Genomic DNA, 20,251 nt, shown 5'->3' on the forward strand with positions numbered 1-20,251 from the left:
ACAAAATTAGGTGAAAAAAAGGATATACGATACACTTAAAAAAAGATTATCAGGGGGAGGATCACGATGCTCGATGTAAAACATGTCAGCAAAGAGTTCAAAACGGTTAAAGCATTGAATGATATCAATTTTTCAGTAGAAAATGGTCAAATACTTGGTCTTATCGGTCAAAATGGTGCCGGTAAATCGACAACTTTTCACAGTATCTTAAATTTCCTACATTATGATGGAAAAATTACTTGGGAAAATAAACCGATAACCGATACGGTTTTTAATCAGATAGGCTATTTACCAGAAGAACGAAGTTTGATGTCAAAATTAACTGTAGAACAACAAATTATCTATTTAGCAAGATTGAAAAATCGCTCTGCTAAAGAAATCAGACCTCAAATCGATACGTGGCTCAACAAATTTGCAGTTAAAGGAACGAAAAAGGATCGAATTAAATCTTTATCAAAAGGTAATCAGCAGAAGGTTCAGCTGATTTGTACAATGATCCACGATCCTAAATTGATTATTTTGGATGAGCCATTTAGCGGGCTAGATCCTGTTAATGCCGATTTGTTGAAACAAGCAATTTTAGAAGCCAAGCAGAATGGTGCAGCAATCATCTTTTCCAGTCATGATATGGAAAATGTCGAAGAACTTTGCGATAAATTGGTTATGCTCAAAAATGGCAAGATCGTTTTAGATGGAGCCGTCAGTGACGTGAGAAATTCGTTTGGAAAGACACATTTATTTGTCACAACTGATTGGACTAAAGAACAATTAGAACAGTTGCCTAAAGTTATCTCAGTAGTAGAGCGTGAACCAAATCGTTACTTATTGCAGTTGGCTGATGAAGAAGCAGGTAAAGAAATATTTGCAAGATTAACCGATGGTAAATATATTGAGGAATTTAGCCAGCAACCACCATCATTGAACGAAATATTTAGAATGAAGGCGGGTGCGATCAATGAATAAACTTTGGATAGTAACGTTTGAAACCTTTTTGAGACAAATTAAGTCGTGGAGTTTTGTGGCTTTAGTCTTGGGTCCATTCATTATTTTTGGAATCAGTATGGGAGCAGGCTATGCCAGTGCTAATGGTGCTGATAACAGTTCCAATATTGCTGTTATTAGTAAAGAGACAGAAATGCGCGAGCAATTTATTAAAGCTAATAAAAGTTCAGTTGATAAGAAAGTCACCACAGTTGAAAATGCCAAAAAGGCCGTTAATAAAAATAAATTGGCTGGATATTTGATCCTGAATGCTGATAAGAATCAGGTTAAGGCAACTTATTACGGTGCCAAGTCAATTGACAGTTCTTTAAAAACGAAGGTAATTGCGTTCACTAGTCAAGTTCAGCAACAATTGAATTATGCTAAAGCTGGAATGACTATAGAACAAGTTCAGCAGTTACAGCACCAACCAACCTTTAAAGAAAAAATCTCTAAAAAAACAGGTACAGCTAAAGTTGCTAAGATTGTTTCTTTTTGGGTAACAGTGGGGATGGTTTATACGATTCTAGTTACATATACCGGAATAACTGCGCAAGAAATCGCCTCCGAAAAAGGTACCAAAATTATGGAGATTATTTTCTCCAGTACCACTGCCAGTAAGTATTTTATCGGAAAAGTCCTAGGAGTATTACTAGTCGTTTTGACACAGGTACTTATTTATCTAATCGGTGGTTGGGGCGGATATCTAATTGCCCAAAAAGCCTCAATGACTAAGGATTTCATGTCGCAATATCATACATTGATAGGCTCTGTTTTACATAATTTATTAAGTATTAATCTGGTTTTCTTGTTGTTAGGAGTGGTTATTTACACTATTTTGGCAGCGTTCAGCGGTGCACTAGTTACAAAGGCCGAAGATGCATCTAAGGCGGCCCAACCTGTGATAATGCTTAGTATATTGGCATTCATGGTGACATTCCCATTCCAAAACCATCTCGATGCCTTACCAGTTAAAATATTATCGTATGTACCATTTTTCTCATCGTATTTTATGCCAATGAGAGTTATTAATTCTGAGGCAAATATTTGGGAAATAGCTATATCATTAGGAATACTCATCTTGAGTATTGTTTTGATGACATTTTATATCAGCAAGATCTACCAGGGATTGATGTTACAAACCGATGATTCTAGTTTTTGGAAAAGATTCAAACGAGGATTGTCTTATAATAGATAAATTGTATTTGGAGAATATAAAAATCCGTATTTGCACTTATTATGCAAATACGGATTTTTTTGTAGTCTTTGTTGAAACGCTTTTACGATAGGCAATGCTCAAGGTCTGAGCGCCTATCTTAACGCTCTCTAAAAGAACCAGCTACATATTTTAACAGCTAAAACTGCTCCAAGGATAGGGGCAACGACTGGAACCCAACTATATCTCCATTGTGATGAGCCTTTGTGTTTCAATGGCAACATAGCATGCAAGATACGTGGTCCAAGATCACGGGCAGGGTTTAGTGCTGGTCCAGTTGGTCCACCGAATGAAATAACCAAACACATAACTAAGAATCCTAATCCAATAAAGTCAGCACGGGGGTCAAGTTTATCAGAAGTTAACATAACAGCACCGAATACTAAAAGGAATGTTCCGATGAATTCGTTGATGAATCCATTGATACGGCTGTTAGCAGCATCAATTGTTGAGAATGTTCCCAAAACAGATTCTAGATTATCAGTTCTGTCATAATATGGCTTGTAGGCAGCTACGATCATGGCTTGACCGAAGATAGCACCTAGGAATTGAGCAATTAGATAAGGACCAACTTCGGCCCATGGAAATTCGTTGTTGATAGCTAATGCCAATGTCATAGCTGGATTAATTTGTCCGCCAGAGATTGGTCCAAACATCATGGCTGGAATCATAACACCAATACCATAACCAAAACCGATAAGGACCCAGCCACCATGGAAACCTTTAGTTCCCTTTAATTCAACGTTGGCAACTGAACCATTACCCAAAGCAACCATGATTGCAGTACCGATAAATTCTGCAATTAGGCGTGTTAATAATGAATAGTGCATATTTAATACCCCAGTAAAATTATTTCTCAAAACAACTTCAATTATTCATCAGTTAAAAAAATATATCAGAAATGGGATTAGATAGAATAAATTCATTAAAACATCTTGTCTTTAGTGATATAACATTACTTATACAATAAAAAATTGCTCCGCAAGGGGCAATCAGTTTTATTAACATAATGAATGAAATAAAGCAAATATTTGAGTTACGCATTTTATTGTATCATACACTACCAAATGTTATAGACTAGTTATAGAAATAACCGATAATCACTATTTTGTGTTATTGTATAAAAAAATATTCCTAAGAAGTGGGGAAGCATAATGAAAGTTTTAAGTTTAGTAGATTTAACAGATAAACAAAAACAAGAATTAGAAGAGATCAAAGGTGTAGATCTCAGCGTAGTTTCTGCAAAAAGTGCTACCGCAGAAGATTTAAAAGGAGTAGAAGTCCTATTTGATTGGTCTAAGAGACTTCAAGATGACATTATAAGTAGTGAAACTTTGAATTGGATTCAAACCATTCGTGCCGGAGTGGATGCATTACCTTTAAGAGCACTAGACGAAAAAGGAATTATGTTGACGACCGGATCAGGTGCTAATTCAATCAATATTGCCGAGCAAGCTTTGACATATATGTTGATGTTTGAACGCAGTATGAATCTATCAACATGGGACCAAACCAAAAAAGTTTGGCACCGTGAGAAGAAGTATGATGAAGTTTACAACAAGACAGTTATGTTAGTTGGAGTAGGTCATATCGGAAGTCAACTAGCTCAATATGCTAAAGCATTAGGAATGCACACGATCGGTGTTAGACATTCTGACAAAGATTTGCCAAATATCGACAAAATGGTAGCTATGAAAGATATCGACAAGCATCTTAAAGAAGCTGATTTTGTAGTAAATTCATTACCAGATACAGCAGATACAGAAAAAATGTTCAATAAAGAATTCTTCCAAAAGATGGCTAAAACTGCATACTTCATTAGCATTGGCCGTGGAAAATCAACAAGTACAGATGATTTAGTTGAAGCACTTCAGACAAAAGAAATCGCCGGAGCCGGATTAGACGTAGTTGATCCCGAACCATTGAATGAAGACAGCCCACTTTGGGATATGAAGAACGTGATCTTAACACCACATAATGCAGGCAGAAGCGTTCATTATGAAGAAAGAGCCTTCAAGATCTTTAAGAAGAATTTGAAATCTTATATCGAAAATGGCGAAGTCGTTGAGAATTTAGTTAGTTATAGTAAAGGTTATTAGAGAGAGCGCAAGGAGGACGGTCATAACTTGAGCATTACCTAGATTAACGGAGATGGCGGGTTATGCCATATTCGTTAATCGTAGTAAGCGCAGAGTTTTGTCCTCCTGGAGCTCGTTTATGAAATACCACCTCCAAAACCTAGAAAGTCGCCAACTATGGGACCGATGTGAACCAAAGACTCCCATCTTAATTTCAAGCTTTGTTATCTCAAATCTCGAAGTAGTCCATTCTGTAAGCATGGCTTTGCCGCACTAACAGAATTTTCACAGCTGGCGAACTCCCCAGTTCCTTCCAACTAAATAATTAAGATAAATAAAAATTATAAAGGCATGACGTCAGTATTATCTGGATAGTCATGCCTTTATGCTTTAAAAATATAAAAAACATAAAGTATACAATTTCTTAATATTAAGACGGTATACTAAAAGGGTAGTATTTATACATTCAATGATAGAAATTAGCCGTAGGAATCAAGTAATGGAACCAGTTGCGCAAGTGGCGTTAGAAGGTGGTTTTCCTTCTTACACCACCGACGATTCTGAGATTTGCGTAAGCAAAGCTCAAAATCGAGTTACAAGACCAAGGCTTGGAACGCTCGCGTAACAGGTGGAATTATTTGATACCGAAGGCGGCCATTTTTAGAAACTATAAAACATTTAAGAGGGAATAATGAATCAAATACTAGTTATCATGACACTTATTTGGCTGCTGATAACAGCCGTATTTCTAGGACTTAGCTTGATTCAAAGCGTATTAGAGCTTAAATATAATTTAACATCGGATAAAGATGGTCGTGCTGATCTATTGGACTTGAAGGAGAATTTTGTCAATGTTCATCAAACAGCCGGTATAGTTGTTTCGATCCTAATAATGATTATTTTTTCAGTACAAATAGGACAAACATGGGATATCTCCGTATCTCAAGCCTTAAAGATGCTGTTAACGGCTGATTTTACCAGCAAAATAACTTGGCTGATCGTTTTTGTTTTGTATAATTTATACGCTATTGTAAGTTCGTTTTATTTATTCATTCAAAATAATCATCTGAATAAGATTCTAAAAAAACAATAACTAAATAGCACGCTGATTAGTGATTTCACTAATCGGCGTGCTATTTTACTTCACTTCAACAAAAATTGCTCGTTCATCGTAGTTATTTATATCGTCATCCAAAATAATATTAGGGGCGATGTTGATGGCTTTTTGATCACCAAGGACTGTGATCCTGTTTAGTCGAAAAACATGATAAAGGATCGGCAAATATTCTGACGCAATATCAATGCTGAGAATGATCTTCTCGAGTTCTGGTCTCAAAATAAGTTTTTTTGCATCTTCTAGAGTTGTCGATTTACCAATTTCTAATTCTGACATAATATTTCCTACGCTCTCTGACGATTATAGTATTTCAAATAATATCTACGATTTTCGCCCAAGACAATCAGTTTAGTTACGCTGGCATTGTCAGGCTCGGGGATCATCATCGGGTTATCTGGATGGAATAAGCCCAGCATAGCAGCTTTGATAGCAAATCCATGTGTTACCAGTAGTATTTTTTGATCTGGAAATTTCTTAGCGGTCTCAACTAAAAATTCTTTAACACGATCGGCAACCTCGTCAAATGTTTCGCCATGGGTCGCTTCTTTGACATAGCTTGGTAAAACATCTTGTACGTACGGATCAAATAGTTCAGGGTAGTCAGCTTTTAAGTCATCATTTTTTAATCCATCCCACTGTCCATAAGAAATTTCGATCAATCTTTTGTCAGTTGAAACAGGTAAATCATAACCATCATTTAAAATATTAGTTGTTTCCAAAGTTCTAAAAAGAGGACTGCTAATAATTTGATCAAAATTAGAAATATCGAAAGTTTCGTGTAATTTTCCTACTTGTGCTTTTCCGACTTCAGTTAAATGTGTCATTTCGCTATTAATGCTGCCTTGCTTGATGCCAGTAGCATTAGCGGTAGTTTGACCATGTCTTACTAGATAAAATTCTGTCATTTAAATTCCTCATTTTCTGTATCCTGATATTGACACTTTAATCATTCATTGTTAGAATGTTTCTAAATTAATTGGAGGATTACTAATTATGTTAGAACAATTTCATTTTATCTTAATAAGCTCCTCCTTGTCTACATGGTTATCCGTGTAGGCTTATTTACGATTAGCCGCATGGATTTCAAGTAATTGAAAACTGTGGGGCAATAAATGTACTGACGTAGTCCCCACAGTTGTCTGTGGGGACTTTTTTATACTTTGAAAGGGATGAAGATATGTCAGTATATAATTTTGCAGCTGGTCCAGCCATGTTGCCAACAAGTGTTATCAACCAAATTAAGGGTGATTTACCATCGTTTAACGATTCAGGAATGAGTGTAATGGAGATCTCCCATCGCTCTGATCTCTTTGAAAATATAATCGACGAAGCTAAAACAAATTTACGAGCTTTATTAAATCTATCTGATGATTACGAAATATTATTTTTGCAAGGCGGTGCCACGACACAGTTTACGACAATACCGTTAAACATTGCTAAGACTAAACATATTGGATTGGTCGATACAGGTCACTGGGCTGTCAGAGCACAGGAAGAAGCGCAAAAGGTTGGTATTACAGTCGATACAATTGCTTCATCAAAGGATAACCAATATCACAATATTCCTAAAATCGAACAACCGCAACAGTCATTAGATTATATTCACTTGACGACTAATAATACGATCGAAGGTACAGCTTACAAGCAATTGCCTGATCTCAAACATTTGGTATTAGACGTATCTTCTAACTTCTTAGCTCAAGAGTATCAATTCAATAATACTGATGTGATTTATGGTGGAGCACAAAAAAATCTTGGTATTGCCGGCTTGACTATCGTAATAATTCGCAAAGATTTAATCACTGAAACTAATTTACCAAGTATGTGGAATTATCAAATCCTCGCCAAAAAGAATTCAATGTTGAACACGCCGCCGGTATTTGCTATCTATGTTGCTGATCTAGTCTTGAAGTGGCTCAAAGATCTTGGAGGCGTGCCGGAAATTGAGAAGCGTAATCGTCAAAAATCAGGTTTGGTTTATGACTTTTTAGACAATTCAAAACTATTCAACAATCCAGTTGAAAAAACTTCGCGTTCACTGACAAACCTAGTCTTTAGTACAGGAGATCCAGAACTAGATGCCAAATTCATTGCACAAGCTAAAGAGAATAATTTAGTTAATTTAAAGGGTCATCGTTTAGTCGGTGGTATGCGTGCCAGTTTATACAATGCAATGCCATATGACGGCGCTAAAACTTTAGTAGATTTCTTAGAAAAATTTGAAAAAGAAAACAGGAGGATACGCTAATGTATCAAATTAAAACTTTCAATGCTATCGCTGATAAAGGGCTAAATACTTTTACGCCAGAATATACAATCAATCAACCAGATAATCCTGATGCTTATCTGATCCGCTCGGTAAATTTGCTCAAAGCACAGTTTCCGGCAACTTTAAAAGTCATTGCTCGAGCTGGTGCCGGAGTGAACAACATTCCTATCAAAAATGCGACTGACCATGGAATTGCCGTTTTCAATACTCCCGGAAGCAATGCTAATGCAGTCAAGGAACTAGTGATCTCGATGATGATCGCCACAGCTAGAAAGGTATTTGCGGCCTATGACTATTCGCATCAAAACATTAATGCCGATATATCTAAGCAAGTTGAATACGACAAAGCTAAATTTAATGGAACCGAATTATTTGGAAAGAACCTCTTGGTCGTAGGACTCGGCAATGTGGGCTCATTAGTCGCCAATGAGGCCGTTAATTTGGGAATGAATGTTAGTGGATACGATCCGTATTTATCAGCTGACTCGGCTTGGAAAATCAATAATCGAGTACATCGCCTAACTAACCTTCAACAAGCATTAAAAAATGCCGATTATGTGACGATACATGTACCTAAGAATAAAGAAACAATTGGGCTTATTTCCAACGCAGAGATCAAAGCCATGAAGGATCAAGTTGTTTTATTCAATTATGCACGTGGGGGGATCGTTGATAATAAGGCTGTTGTGGACAATCTTGGTATAAAGATCCAATTCTACTGTACTGACTTTGGCGATGATGTTATTGCTGATAATCCTCGAGTTATCACGACACCCCATATTGGTGGATCAACACTTGAAGCTGAAGACAACGGAGCAATCAAAGCTGCCAATACGATCATGAATTTTTTGGAAAATGGTGACACGGTCAATGCGGTCAATCTTCCCGGTATGAAGTTACCGTTCAATGCACCATATCGTTTTACTATCATGCATCGAAATATTCCTAATATGGTGGGACAGATCACGACACACCTAGCCAAAGCACACGTCAATATAAACAATATGGCCAATGCCGCAAAGGATGAATCAGCTTATACAGTTATAGATGTTGATAATTTAAATTATAAGGATCAGATCATAAATCAGATTCAAAAGATACCGGAAGTACGCAGAGTCAGACTGATCGAACACAGGTAAAAAATTATTGTTTCGCTTCGAAATATGTTAAAACAATGTCAAAGGGGCGAGCTTATGTATAAAGTTTTAGTCGTACTACACGAAGGTGACGATTATATTCGTATGAACAAGGTTTACGTAGAGAATATGCCGGTTGCCGGTCAGTATATTATCCATTCGGATGGGTTGGCATATTATGTTGAAGAAGTGACCTCTTTTGTGGGTTATGTCAGCAGTAAAGGTGCTACAACAATTTTAGTTGTTCATCCAGCACCTAAAGATTCTGCGGTAAATCATTTGTACGGTATGAATATTGAGAAAGACTTAGATGATCCTGAGTATAATAATCATGATTAAATTTTTGTTGTTTAATTAAAAAGACTTTATTGACTGATAATAAAGCCTTTTTTTATTAGTATAAAATTATAAAATTTAATTTTATTATAAAAAAACTGTTTGAATTCTAAGCAAGTAGTTGTACAATCTTAACAATCACGGTTTAAATTAAAAGTGTGATAAATCATTTTAAGGTCAATTTATTCAAGAAAGGGTGAAACAATGAAACGTTACTTGGTATTAGAAGATGGAAATATTTATTCCGGCCAAGCATTTGGTGCCGATGCTAACGCATTTGGCGAACTAGTATTCAGTACAGGGATGTCTGGATACCAGGAATCGATCACAGATCAATCATATAATGGGGAGATTTTGATGTTTACTTTCCCATTAATCGGAAATTACGGTATCAACCGTGATGACTATGAATCAATAACCCCAACTTGCAAAGGTGTAGTAGTACATGAATTGGCCCGACGATCCAGTAATTGGAGAATGGATCTGTCATTAGATGATTATTTGAAACAAAACAATATTCCCGGTATCAGCGGTATCGATACACGGGCAGTCACACGACACATCCGTTCTAAAGGAGCTTTGAAAGCTGTTTTAGTAGACGAAATAACTGATACAACTGTTAGTGATCTTCAAAAGGCTAGTTTGCCTCGAGATGAGGTTGCTACAAGTACGACCAGCAAAGCATATTCAGTTCCAGCTATTGGCAAAAAAATTGTTCTAGTAGATTTTGGATTAAAACTTTCTATCTTAAGAGAACTTTCTGCTAGAAATTTTAATATCGTTGTCCTACCATCAAATTCCAGTGCCGAAGATGTTTTAAGCCATGACCCCGATGGAGTTATGTTGTCAAATGGACCTGGCGATCCCAAAGATGTTCCAACTGCTTTGGAAATGATCCGTGGTGTTGAAAAGAAAGTGCCACTATTTGGAATTTGTTTAGGTCATCAACTGTTTGCCTTAGCAAATGGAGCCAATACATTCAAAATGAAGTTTGGACATCGTGGATTCAACCACCCTGTACGTGAACTTGCAACTGGTCGAATAGATTTTACTTCCCAAAACCATGGATATGCGGTTGATCGTGAATCACTAAAAGATACTGATCTTGAAGTTACTCACGAAGAAATCAATGATCAAACTGTTGAAGGGATCAAACATGAAATCTACCCGGCCTTTTCTGTACAATATCATCCGGATGCAGCTCCTGGTCCACATGATGCCGACTATTTATTTGATAGATTTATGGAAATGATCGACGAAAATAAGGAAAAGGGGAAAGTTTCACATGACTAAAAGAACTGATATACACAAAATCATGGTAATTGGCTCCGGCCCAATCATTATTGGTCAAGCAGCCGAGTTTGACTATTCAGGAACTCAAGCCTGCATGGCCCTAAAAGAACTTGGTTATGAAGTTGTTTTGGTCAATTCCAATCCAGCTACGATCATGACTGATAAAGAAATCGCCGATCAAGTTTATATCGAACCAATTACTTATCAATTCGTTTCGCAAATTTTAAGAAAAGAACTTCCAGATGCAATTTTGCCAACATTAGGTGGACAACAAGGTCTAAACATGGCAATGGAACTTGCTAAATCAGGTATTTTGGAAGAATTAAAGATCGAATTACTCGGAACAAAACTTGACGCGATCGACCAAGCCGAAGATCGTGAGAAGTTCCGTAGTTTAATGAATACTTTGAAAGAACCCGTTCCTGAATCAGCTATCGTTAATAAGATGCAAGAAGCTGTTGAAGCAGGAAACAAAATTGGCTATCCATTGATTGTCCGTCCAGCATTTACTATGGGTGGTACAGGTGGTGGTATTGCCGATAACGAACAAGAACTACGCCAAATCGTAGATCGTGGTCTAGCACTTTCACCAGTAACACAAGTCATGCTTGAACAGAGTATTGCCGGATTCAAAGAAATCGAATTTGAAGTTATGCGTGATGCTAACGATAACGCTATGGTCGTCTGTGGGATGGAAAATTTTGATCCCGTTGGTATTCATACTGGTGATTCAATTGTTTATGCACCGATTCAAACTTTGAGTGACCGTGAATTTCAAATGCTTAGAGATGTCGCACTCAAAATAATCCGTGCTCTCAAAATCGAAGGTGGCTGTAACGTTCAGCTAGCTCTTGATCCTAAGAGTTTCCAATACTTTGTGATCGAAGTTAATCCTAGAGTTAGTCGTTCGAGTGCTTTGGCTTCTAAAGCCACTGGTTATCCGATCGCTAAAGTGGCTGCTAAAATTGCTGTCGGTCTAACTTTGGATGAAATAATCAATCCTGTTACTGGAACGACTTATGCTGAATTTGAGCCAGCTTTGGATTATGTTGTCTGCAAGATTCCTAGATGGCCATTTGATAAATTTACCAAGGCTGACCGTTTATTAGGAACACAAATGAAGGCCACTGGTGAAGTTATGGCCATTGGTCGTAACATTGAAGAGGCTACTTTAAAAGCAGTTCGTTCCCTTGAAATAGGTTTGAACTATATTGATGAACCTAAATTACATCAAATTTCCGATGAAGATTTAGAAGAAGGATTAGTCGAAGCTAAAGATGACCGACTATTCTATCTTGCTGAAGCGATTCGCCGTGGTATGACGATTGACGAATTAGCGGACAAAACAAAGATCAATCTATTCTTCCTCGATAAACTACTTCATATCATCGAAATTGAAGATGATTTAAAGAAAAATATTAATGATTCAGAAATTTTATTAAATGCTAAGAAAAATGGTTTCTCTGATAAAACCGTTGCTGGTTTATGGAATCAAACCGAAGATCAAGTTAGAAAATTTAGAACTGATAACAAATTATTGCCAGTTTATAAAATGGTCGACACTTGTGCCGGCGAGTTTGATTCAGAAACACCATATTTCTATGGAACATATGAAACAGAAAATGAGAGTGTCGTCAGCGATAAACCTTCGATCCTAGTTATCGGTTCTGGTCCGATCAGAATTGGTCAAGGTGTCGAGTTTGACTATGCGACAGTTCATTCTGTCAAAGCTATTCAAAAGGCCGGCTACGAAGCTATCATTATGAATAGTAATCCCGAAACTGTTTCAACTGACTTCTCCGTTTCTGATAAGTTGTATTTCGAGCCGCTAACTTTGGAAGATGTTTTGAATGTTATTGAGTTAGAAAAACCAGAAGGGGTTATCCTACAATTCGGTGGTCAAACAGCTATCAACTTGGCCGAACCATTACTAGCTCACGGCGTAAAAGTTCTCGGTACTAGCGTTGAAGATATCAACCGTGCTGAAGATCGTGATGAGTTTGAAAAGGTCATCAATAATGCCAATATTGCGCACCCTCAAGGTGATACAGCCGACAATGCTGAAGATGCTTTAGTAATTGCTGAAAAGGTCGGTTATCCAGTCTTAGTACGTCCTAGTTACGTTCTAGGCGGACGTGCCATGGAAATCATCCATCATAAGGGTGATCTTGATTACTATATGCATAACGCCGTTAAAGCTTCTCATGATCATCCAGTTCTGGTCGATCACTATCTGATCGGTAAAGAGTGTGAAGTTGATGCTATTTGTGACGGTAAAGATGTCTTGATCCCAGGTATCATGGAACATATCGAACGTGCCGGGGTCCATTCAGGAGATTCAATGTCTGTCTATCCAACACAACACTTCTCACAGGATATTTGTGACCAGATCGTTCATTACACAAAGCTATTGGCTAAGGATCTTAACTGTATCGGAATGATGAATATTCAATTCGTCGTTCATGAAGAAAAAGTCTATGTTATTGAAGTTAATCCACGTGCCAGTCGGACGGTGCCATTCTTGAGTAAGGTAACTGACATTCCAATGGCTCAAGTGGCAACTAATGTTATTCTCGGGAAAACTTTACGTGAGCAAGGATATCAAGATGGACTCAAGCCTGCTGGTGAATTAGTTCACGTGAAAGCGCCGGTATTTTCATTCTCGAAATTGAATGGTGTGGACCCGTTATTAGGACCAGAAATGAAGTCAACTGGAGAAGTTATGGGTACTGATAAGACATTTGAAAAGGCACTTTATAAAGCCTTTGAAGGTGCCAAATTACACGTCCCAGATCATGGAAAAGTCTTGATCACAATTAGAGACTCAGACTTCGATGAAGGTTATCAAGTTGCAAAACGTTTCCGTGACTTAGGATTCTTGTTATTGGCTACTGGCAATACTGCTGATTACTTATCTTCTAAAGGTTTAAAAGTTAAAAAACTAGAACCTAAAGAATTGCACCAAATGATGCTAGACAAGGAAATCGACGTTGTTATTAATACAGTGATCGATGACAAGGATCATGGCGAATATGTCAGAACTTTGGCGATCGCTCATGGAGTAACACTGTTCACTGCAATTGACACAGTGTTCGGGATGCTTGATGTGCTCGAATCACAGTCATTTTATACAAAAGCTCTTTAAAAAAGATATTACTTCAAAATAAAAAGTCCAAAATCATTTCAGATTTTGGACTTTTTTTGTTTTATTTTCTTAAATGTTTTTCTGGCTAATTATATAGACCAATTTGGAAAACTAATTTAAGTGGTAAGTTCGAATTTTGGTTCAAATTATTTTAGAATAAAAAAAATAAAGGCCTACCACTAGCCTTTATTGCGAGAGATCCAGAGCCTACCACAAACTCTGTTTACAAGCAGTTGAGAAGGAGTACTACATGTAACAATAACAAGAAGTTAAGTTCATATTTCCCGCCTATATAAACCATCTTCATTATAAAGCTTTACTTATGTTATTTCCACACTTTGTGAAAAAACATTTTAATTCTAATCAGTAACAGAATATTATAAGCATTAGGATTTGAAGCGCTATCAATATATAATATTATGGCTTTGATGATAAGTTTTTTCTGAATGGAAACTGCTCTAAATGGCTGTATTACTGGTCTATGTCAATTTTAAACAATCCAATTTTATAATTATGGTTATAAATATCAGGAATAATGTTAGATAATCATATCAGATAGAAGTTGGGTTTTAATTATGAATTGAAGGCGGTATTAGTCTTGGAAGAAATTAAAGGAGCTATAAAGAGCGACGAAGTAGTTCGCGAATTAGAAGAATCTGTTGGGACTTTTAACATCAATTCTGAAGAAGTCTTGATTGAGCTTGTGATGAGTTACATTTTTAAAATGAACAAACAAGTTGATTGGCAAATGCCACTCGCAAATTTGCGCAGTGACCTAGTTTATTATTCTCTACAAACAGATGACCTAAATAAACGTGACGTCGAAGAATTGTTGTTTAAGATCAATTATCTTTTGAATAGTAAATAGATTCCGAAATTATTCTAGAGACACCAAAGTTATATTTGGTGCCTCTTTTTTTGCGCAATGATATAGTAAAAATGAGGTGAATTTGATGGTTAAGATTTATCAGAGAAATTTTCAAGATGTGCCGGTACTCGAAGTAGTTGAGGAAGAGAACCGTTATAAAGCTGTGCCGCTAGTGGTGTTCTATCATGGCTGGCGTTCCGAAAAAGAGTTAGTTTTGACTCAAGCACGTAAATTAGCTGCTAAACATATTCGTGTGGTCATGCCTGATGCAATGCACCACGGTAAAAGATTGGAAGATGTTTCTTCAATCCCTTCATTTACCTTTTGGAATAGCATTCAGGGTAATTTGTCCGAGTTTGAATTGATCGTTAACTTCTATAAGAAGAGAGATCTGATCAAAGATGACAAAATCGGGGTTGGCGGTTATTCAATGGGTGGCATGACGACTGGAGCTTTATTAACACAACATCCAGAAATTACTGCGGGAACTATTATTATGGGAACTCCAAACTTAAATGCTTATGCAAAATTAGTTAGGTATCATGCAAAAAATCATGGTATCTATGTGCCTAAGGATTTGAAGTTGCTGACGAGTTGGATCGATAATTACGATCTTAATTTACAACCTGAAAAGATCAATAAGCGTCCACTGCTGTTTTGGCATGGGACTGAAGATGAACGTATTCCTTATTCAGAATCGAAGGATTTCTTTGATATGATCCAAGGAAAAGATTATGCGGAACAAGTGGCCTTTATTACTGGTTATAAGGCTGGTCATTTGGTTGAACCGCCATTGATGGATAAAATTGCTAACTTTTTTGAGTATTATTTGTATTAGTGGGTTTTAGTATGCCGTCTCCAGATATGGGAAATATTTTCTGGCTGTGCGGACCGCTCCGAGTCAAAGTGCGGTCTCGAAGCTCGGTTTGAAGCCTTGCAAGCAAGTCTCCAAACACGCCCGGTGGTGTAAGAACGAGAAAAACGCTCGTCCTAACGCCACTGTCACTGCCAGTAAATATTTCCCATATCTTCCGACTAGTAATGGTTTATAAAGGAAATCTTAGAGATTCAAACAAAGTTTCCAGTTTTTATTGTGTTTTTGGTATGAGAATGATATTCCATCGATATATATTGAAAGGATGTTAAAAATATGAGCGAGATCAAAGCTATTTCTGCTAAAGATTTAGTAAATGATTTTGAGAAGTATGCTGACAAAGTTGTAGATTGCAATGAAGCTCTTTTGGTATCCGGTCCTGAAAATAAAAACGTTGTTCTGATGTCTGAAAAAGAATTTGATTCATGGCAGGAAACTAAGCATTTTCTAGATGACCCTGAATTAAGAGAAAGACTAATGAATGCAGTTAATAGTTTGAATAAAGAAAAAGATACAAGAACGATTACTCCTGAACAATGGGAGCTTATGAATAGAAATCGTTAAAAGCTAATAAAATAGGAGTTATATTTCGCTTTCAAAGACGAAATATAACTCCTTTTGTATGTTCAATGTATTATCCAATTTAGTCGGAAGGACTGATAATATTCACCAGCTATGAGAGTGTTGTTATGGCTTTAGCCATTAGAACACCGGGCGTGTTTAGAGACTTACCGGTTTGTGGTAAGGCTCTGAACCGAGAGTCGAGACCGTACTTTGGGCTCGAGTCGGTCCGCATAGCAGGTGGATATTCTCAGCCCTGGAGACGGAACTACAACAGTTTATAAACCATTCCATGCATTTTACGACGTAAAATCTTGCCGCTGGATGTTTGTGGGAAATGATCTATCTGTCGGAATTCCTTTGGTACTTTGTAATGAGCCATGTGATCGCGGCCGTATTCGATGAGGTCTTCACCAGTCAAATAGGCGTCATCATCCAAAATCACATAGGCAATCGGGATCTGACCCCAAGTTTCATCGCGTTTTCCTAGAATAGTAATGCCGATGATACCTTTGATCTTGCTATAAATATTCTCGACTTCTTCGGGATAAATATTTTCACCGCCAGAAATGATCATGTCATCTTTTCTGCCTTTGACGAACAAGAATCCTTCATCATCTAAATAACCGATATCGCCGGTCTTAAAATACTGATCATCAGTCATGCGCTGTTTAAATAGTTCAGGCATATTCAAATAACTTTTGGCGACGTTTGGAGCTTTGACTTCGATTTCACCAATGCCTTCGGGATTTTGTTGCGTGATCCGCAATTGAACGGGGAAGAGTGCCTGTCCGGATGAACCGACTTTTCTTTCGGCGTCACGATTGTTTAAAGCAACAACGTTTGAGGCTGTTTCGGTCATGCCGTAACTTTGAATGACGGGAATTGCCAACATGTTACAACGCAACAAGGTCCAATTGTCGATCGGACCACCGCCTAAGAGGACACAACGGAAATTACTGTTGTATTTTTGCTTAGGGGCCAAATTATTCAATAATCTTTTGAGCATGGTGGGAACTAGTGAGATGATCGAAGCTCTTTCGTTGATCAAAATTTTATTGATATAGGTTTCATCAAATTTAGGGATCAGGTAAACGCCTATCCCATAAATCAGTGAACGCATGGCAATCGAGAACCCGGAAATATGAAACAGCGGCACTGCCAAGACCCAAGAATCACGGTAACTGATACCAAAATTCAAGGAGGTTCCAATGGCAGAATAAAAATGATTGCCGAAGGTTTGCAGGACACCTTTGGGACGTCCGGATGTGCCTGAGGTGTACATGATCGAAGTTACGTCGTCATTGTTGAATTCTTCCACAGGTTGATAACTTTTATTTGATGTCAGTGACAATGTTTCAGAGATCTTCACTTGTGGAAAATCCACTTGAGTTGCTTCGGTCAGGTCAGCACCATCATCTAGCAGACAGAATTTAGCGTTGGAATCTCGTAATTGAAAACCTAATTCATCTTTTGACAAGCGAGTGTTTAAAAAAACAATTTCAGCACCGAGCTGTTGTAAAGCCAAAATGGCAATGTAACCGTTAAAAGTATTAGCAATAAAAATCGCGATCCGGTCATGTCTTTTTACGCCGTATGTTGAAAGTTTGCTGGCATATAATTGAACGCTGTCATCAAGTTCTGAAAAGGTGAAGTCGGAGTGTTCGAGAATCAATGCTGTTTTTTTAGGATTAAGCTGAGCTTGTTTTTTTAACCAATTTTCCAAAGTTCATTTTCCTTTCTAGGGGAATTTAGGGAACTTGTCGAAATCTGGGTCGCGTTTCTCCAAAAAGGCATCACGACCTTCTTTTCCTTCGTCAGTTGTGTAGAATAACATTGTTGAATCACCAGCCATTTGTTGCAATCCAGCGATTCCGTCAGTATCGGCATTCATGGCTGCTTTGATGAAACGAATAGCTGTTGGAGATTTCTTCAAGATCTCGTTACACCATTCAATTGTTTCCTTTTCAACGTCAGCTAATGGTACGACTTTGTTGATCCAGCCCATTTGGAAAGCTTCGTCAGCTGAATAAGGTTTGCACATGAACCAAACTTCTTTGGCACGTTTATGGCCGATGACACGAGCTAAGTAGGCTGAACCGTAACCGGCATCAAAACTGCCGACTTTAGGACCAGTTTGCATAAACTTGGCGTTGTCAGCTGCAATCGTTAAATCACAGACTAGTTGTAAGATATTTCCACCACCGACTGACCAGCCGCGAACCATAGCGATAACTGGTTTAGGGATGATGCGAATCAAGTGTTGCAAGTCCAAAACATTTAATCTAGCGATGTGGTCGGGACCAACGTAACCACCATTTCCACGAACACTTTGATCTCCGCCGGAACAAAAGGCGAGGTCTCCTTGCCCTGTTAAAATAATTGCGCCGATCGAAGCGTCATCACGGCAGTAATTGAAAGCCTCAATCATTTCCTGTACAGTGACAGGTGTAAAGGCGTTACGCTTTTCGGGACGATTGATAGTGATCTTGGCGATCTTACCCATGCGCTCAAAAAGGATTTCTTGATATTCTTTAATTGTTTCCCATTTACTCATTAAAATAACCTCCGAGGTGTTAAGTTATGAATCTTTTAGAAAATCTAGGGATAAAAGTAGTCGAACAGACTAAGAAAAAAGTCGTCTTAGAGATGACGATAGAAGATATACATTTACAACCATATAAGATCATGCACGGCGGTCTCAACGCTGTTTTAGCTGAAACTGCTGGCAGTATTGGTGCCAATCTCAATATTAAAGAAGACGGTTTCGCGGCTGTCGGTGTAGACATTATGACACATCAATTAAACAAGATTAAGGACGGAATTGTCATCGCCGAGGCCACGCCGGTACGAATTGGCAAAAATATTCAAACTTGGCAGGCCTTTACCCATAAAAAAGGCAGTGCGATCAATGCCAGCTTGAGTACGATGACGCTCAAAAAAGTTAAAGTTGATTAATTTCGATAGATCCTTGAGTTGATGATTTCAAAAAAGGCCAGAATAATTAGTCCGATCCCGAACAATTGATAGAAGAAAATCATCGTTTTGGAAGGATTAAGGATGAAAACTATTCCCACGCCGATCAATAAGGCTGAATAAAAATAGTCCAGCCAGGGTGTGACATTAACGTGTCTTTTGGTCTCATTTGAATCTCTGAATTGGTTGATCCCATTGACCAACAAAATTATTCCTAATACAGGTGGCACGAGTTGGATCAAGATCTTAGCCACGAATAAAACTAATACGGCGAGTAATAACGCACCGGCTCCAAGACCGATGGCAATGTTATTTTCGCCGGTTTTTTGTCTAATACTGATACCGTCGATGATCGATAGTACGCCGTAAATTGCAATATAAGTAGAAACTAGGTAGATAATGGCGTTTACGCTTTTGGTCGGTTGTGCCGTTATCAAGATCCCAACGACCAACAAAAAGATGAAACGCAGCCAACGATAAAGTTGGAACTGTCTGACCATTTTTTCACTTCCCCCGATTAAGTGTGAACTACACGGCACTGAATTACCGTGCTTCTAGGAACGTTCCAGACTTGCCAACTAGTATTTCAACTAGTTGATAGCGGTCAGAACTATCTTACTAAGGTTTGTCCCAAACCTGTATTTAGAATGTTTTTACTTGCGTTTATATCTCGGTCATGATGAGCATGACAATGTGGACACGTCCACGTACGTACATCTAATTCATGTTTACCGTCATCATAGCCACATTGAGAACATATTTGACTAGTCTTGTACGGATCAATGACAATTAATTGCTTGCCATACCAAGCACATTTGTATTCTAGCATCAAGCGTAGTTCACGCCATGATTGGTTAGCGATGGCACGAGCCAAGTTATGCTTTTTAAGCAATTTGTTGATCTTAATATCCTCAATAACGATAGTATCGTAAGAATTGACTAGTTCAGTCGTTATTTTATGCAAATAATCTTTGCGTTGGTTAGCGACTTTCTCACTGTACTTAGCTACCATGATTTTAGCTTTTTGGTAATTCTTATACTGGTCCAATGACTTGTGTTCTAATAGTCTAAGTTTCTTTTGCTTTTGAATATCTTTGAATGCTAGAAGTCTTCGTCTAGCCAGTTTCTTTTCCCATTGGTGTTTCTTATACTCAATCAATTTATCGAACCTAATAGTTTGATACTTTTGACCGTCAGAAGTTATCACCAGGTCGGAGACGCCAACATCTAGTCCAACTTTTTTGTTAGTCCCCTTGATTGCTTGGTTCTCGCAATCAAGAGATAAGACGGCGTAGTATTTGTTGGTACTAGACTTACGAATTGTGACTGCTTTGATCTTGCCAACTATCTTTCGACCGGCACGATAACGCAAGTAGCCTAACTTAGGTAGCTTAATGAAAT

General features: G+C 37.8%; 20 protein-coding genes. 13 read left to right on the forward strand and 7 right to left on the reverse strand.

The window, feature by feature from the left end:
- Positions 1 to 66: 66 nt before the first annotated feature.
- Both EKM60_RS03460 and EKM60_RS03465 read left to right on the forward strand, forming a co-directional pair.
- Positions 67 to 963: an ABC transporter ATP-binding protein gene (locus EKM60_RS03460; protein WP_125712477.1), complete on the forward strand. Its 897-nt coding sequence runs from the start codon at positions 67 to 69 to the stop codon at positions 961 to 963.
- The gene (locus EKM60_RS03465) at positions 956 to 2,179 is read left to right on the forward strand and encodes an ABC transporter permease (RefSeq protein ID WP_125712479.1); all 1,224 of its coding nucleotides are present in this window, start codon (positions 956 to 958) and stop codon (positions 2,177 to 2,179) included. The genes EKM60_RS03460 and EKM60_RS03465 overlap by 8 nt, the downstream gene beginning before the upstream one ends.
- Before the next feature lie 128 nt (positions 2,180 to 2,307).
- Here the strand turns inward: EKM60_RS03465 and EKM60_RS03470 are convergent, their stop codons facing one another.
- Complete coding sequence (locus tag EKM60_RS03470) at positions 2,308 to 3,027, reverse strand: MIP/aquaporin family protein (RefSeq protein WP_125712481.1); 720 nt, start codon at positions 3,025 to 3,027, stop codon at positions 2,308 to 2,310.
- Between the two features lie 324 nt (positions 3,028 to 3,351).
- Here EKM60_RS03470 and EKM60_RS03475 point away from each other — a divergent pair, with 324 nt between their 5' ends.
- Positions 3,352 to 4,296 carry a D-2-hydroxyacid dehydrogenase gene (locus tag EKM60_RS03475; RefSeq protein ID WP_125712483.1) on the forward strand — a complete coding sequence of 315 codons (945 nt, stop codon included), beginning with the start codon at positions 3,352 to 3,354 and terminating at the stop codon, positions 4,294 to 4,296.
- Positions 4,297 to 4,966: 670 nt separating this feature from the next.
- Positions 4,967 to 5,368, forward strand: a complete 402-nt coding sequence (locus tag EKM60_RS03480) for a hypothetical protein (RefSeq protein ID WP_125712485.1) — start codon at positions 4,967 to 4,969, stop codon at positions 5,366 to 5,368.
- Between the two features lie 45 nt (positions 5,369 to 5,413).
- Here the strand turns inward: EKM60_RS03480 and EKM60_RS03485 are convergent, their stop codons facing one another.
- Together EKM60_RS03485 and EKM60_RS03490 are read right to left on the reverse strand one after the other, a co-directional pair.
- Positions 5,414 to 5,668 (reverse strand): hypothetical protein, encoded by a 255-nt coding sequence (locus EKM60_RS03485; RefSeq protein ID WP_125712487.1) that lies wholly within the window; start codon positions 5,666 to 5,668, stop codon positions 5,414 to 5,416.
- Between the two features lie 8 nt (positions 5,669 to 5,676).
- On the reverse strand, positions 5,677 to 6,297 hold the full coding sequence (locus EKM60_RS03490; protein ID WP_125712489.1) for a histidine phosphatase family protein: 621 nt from the start codon (positions 6,295 to 6,297) through the stop codon (positions 5,677 to 5,679).
- A 272-nt stretch (positions 6,298 to 6,569) separates the two neighbouring features.
- Here EKM60_RS03490 and serC point away from each other — a divergent pair, with 272 nt between their 5' ends.
- From serC to EKM60_RS03530, 8 genes are all read left to right on the forward strand, one after another.
- Positions 6,570 to 7,640, forward strand: coding sequence for a 3-phosphoserine/phosphohydroxythreonine transaminase (gene serC, locus EKM60_RS03495; RefSeq protein WP_125712491.1), 1,071 nt, complete (start codon positions 6,570 to 6,572; stop codon positions 7,638 to 7,640).
- The gene (locus EKM60_RS03500) at positions 7,640 to 8,800 is read left to right on the forward strand and encodes a 3-phosphoglycerate dehydrogenase family protein (protein WP_125712493.1); all 1,161 of its coding nucleotides are present in this window, start codon (positions 7,640 to 7,642) and stop codon (positions 8,798 to 8,800) included. Before serC ends, EKM60_RS03500 begins: the two co-directional genes overlap by 1 nt.
- A 54-nt stretch (positions 8,801 to 8,854) precedes the next feature.
- Positions 8,855 to 9,136: a LysR family transcriptional regulator gene (locus EKM60_RS03505; protein WP_125712495.1), complete on the forward strand. Its 282-nt coding sequence runs from the start codon at positions 8,855 to 8,857 to the stop codon at positions 9,134 to 9,136.
- A gap of 201 nt (positions 9,137 to 9,337) precedes the next feature.
- A complete protein-coding gene (locus EKM60_RS03510; protein WP_125712497.1) occupies positions 9,338 to 10,426 on the forward strand; it encodes a carbamoyl phosphate synthase small subunit in 1,089 nt (362 codons plus the stop codon).
- Positions 10,419 to 13,571 (forward strand): carbamoyl-phosphate synthase large subunit, encoded by a 3,153-nt coding sequence (gene carB / locus EKM60_RS03515; protein ID WP_125712499.1) that lies wholly within the window; start codon positions 10,419 to 10,421, stop codon positions 13,569 to 13,571. The genes EKM60_RS03510 and carB overlap by 8 nt, the downstream gene beginning before the upstream one ends.
- A 598-nt stretch (positions 13,572 to 14,169) precedes the next feature.
- Positions 14,170 to 14,439 carry a hypothetical protein gene (locus EKM60_RS03520; protein ID WP_125712501.1) on the forward strand — a complete coding sequence of 90 codons (270 nt, stop codon included), beginning with the start codon at positions 14,170 to 14,172 and terminating at the stop codon, positions 14,437 to 14,439.
- Positions 14,440 to 14,524: 85 nt separating this feature from the next.
- A complete protein-coding gene (locus EKM60_RS03525; RefSeq protein WP_125712503.1) occupies positions 14,525 to 15,277 on the forward strand; it encodes an alpha/beta fold hydrolase in 753 nt (250 codons plus the stop codon).
- A gap of 312 nt (positions 15,278 to 15,589) precedes the next feature.
- Complete coding sequence (locus EKM60_RS03530) at positions 15,590 to 15,877, forward strand: type II toxin-antitoxin system Phd/YefM family antitoxin (RefSeq protein ID WP_125712505.1); 288 nt, start codon at positions 15,590 to 15,592, stop codon at positions 15,875 to 15,877.
- A 265-nt stretch (positions 15,878 to 16,142) separates the two neighbouring features.
- Here the strand turns inward: EKM60_RS03530 and EKM60_RS03535 are convergent, their stop codons facing one another.
- Positions 16,143 to 17,600, reverse strand: coding sequence for an o-succinylbenzoate--CoA ligase (locus EKM60_RS03535; protein WP_125712507.1), 1,458 nt, complete (start codon positions 17,598 to 17,600; stop codon positions 16,143 to 16,145).
- 15 nt (positions 17,601 to 17,615) lie between these two features.
- A complete protein-coding gene (gene menB, locus EKM60_RS03540; RefSeq protein WP_404811385.1) occupies positions 17,616 to 18,431 on the reverse strand; it encodes a 1,4-dihydroxy-2-naphthoyl-CoA synthase in 816 nt (271 codons plus the stop codon).
- A gap of 26 nt (positions 18,432 to 18,457) precedes the next feature.
- Between menB and EKM60_RS03545 the strand changes: the two genes are divergently transcribed.
- A complete protein-coding gene (locus EKM60_RS03545; RefSeq protein ID WP_125712511.1) occupies positions 18,458 to 18,832 on the forward strand; it encodes a PaaI family thioesterase in 375 nt (124 codons plus the stop codon).
- Here EKM60_RS03545 and EKM60_RS03550 read toward each other — a convergent pair.
- Entirely contained in the window at positions 18,829 to 19,350 is a 522-nt protein-coding gene (locus EKM60_RS03550) for a DUF308 domain-containing protein (RefSeq protein ID WP_125712513.1), read from the reverse strand. The genes EKM60_RS03545 and EKM60_RS03550 overlap by 4 nt on opposite strands.
- 110 nt (positions 19,351 to 19,460) lie before the next feature.
- On the reverse strand, positions 19,461 to 20,251 hold a 791-nt coding region (locus tag EKM60_RS03555; RefSeq protein WP_164508305.1), incomplete at its 5' end, for an RNA-guided endonuclease TnpB family protein.

Origin of the sequence: Companilactobacillus kedongensis, assembly GCF_003946625.1 — a bacterium.
GTDB classification, from domain to species: domain Bacteria; phylum Bacillota; class Bacilli; order Lactobacillales; family Lactobacillaceae; genus Companilactobacillus; species Companilactobacillus kedongensis.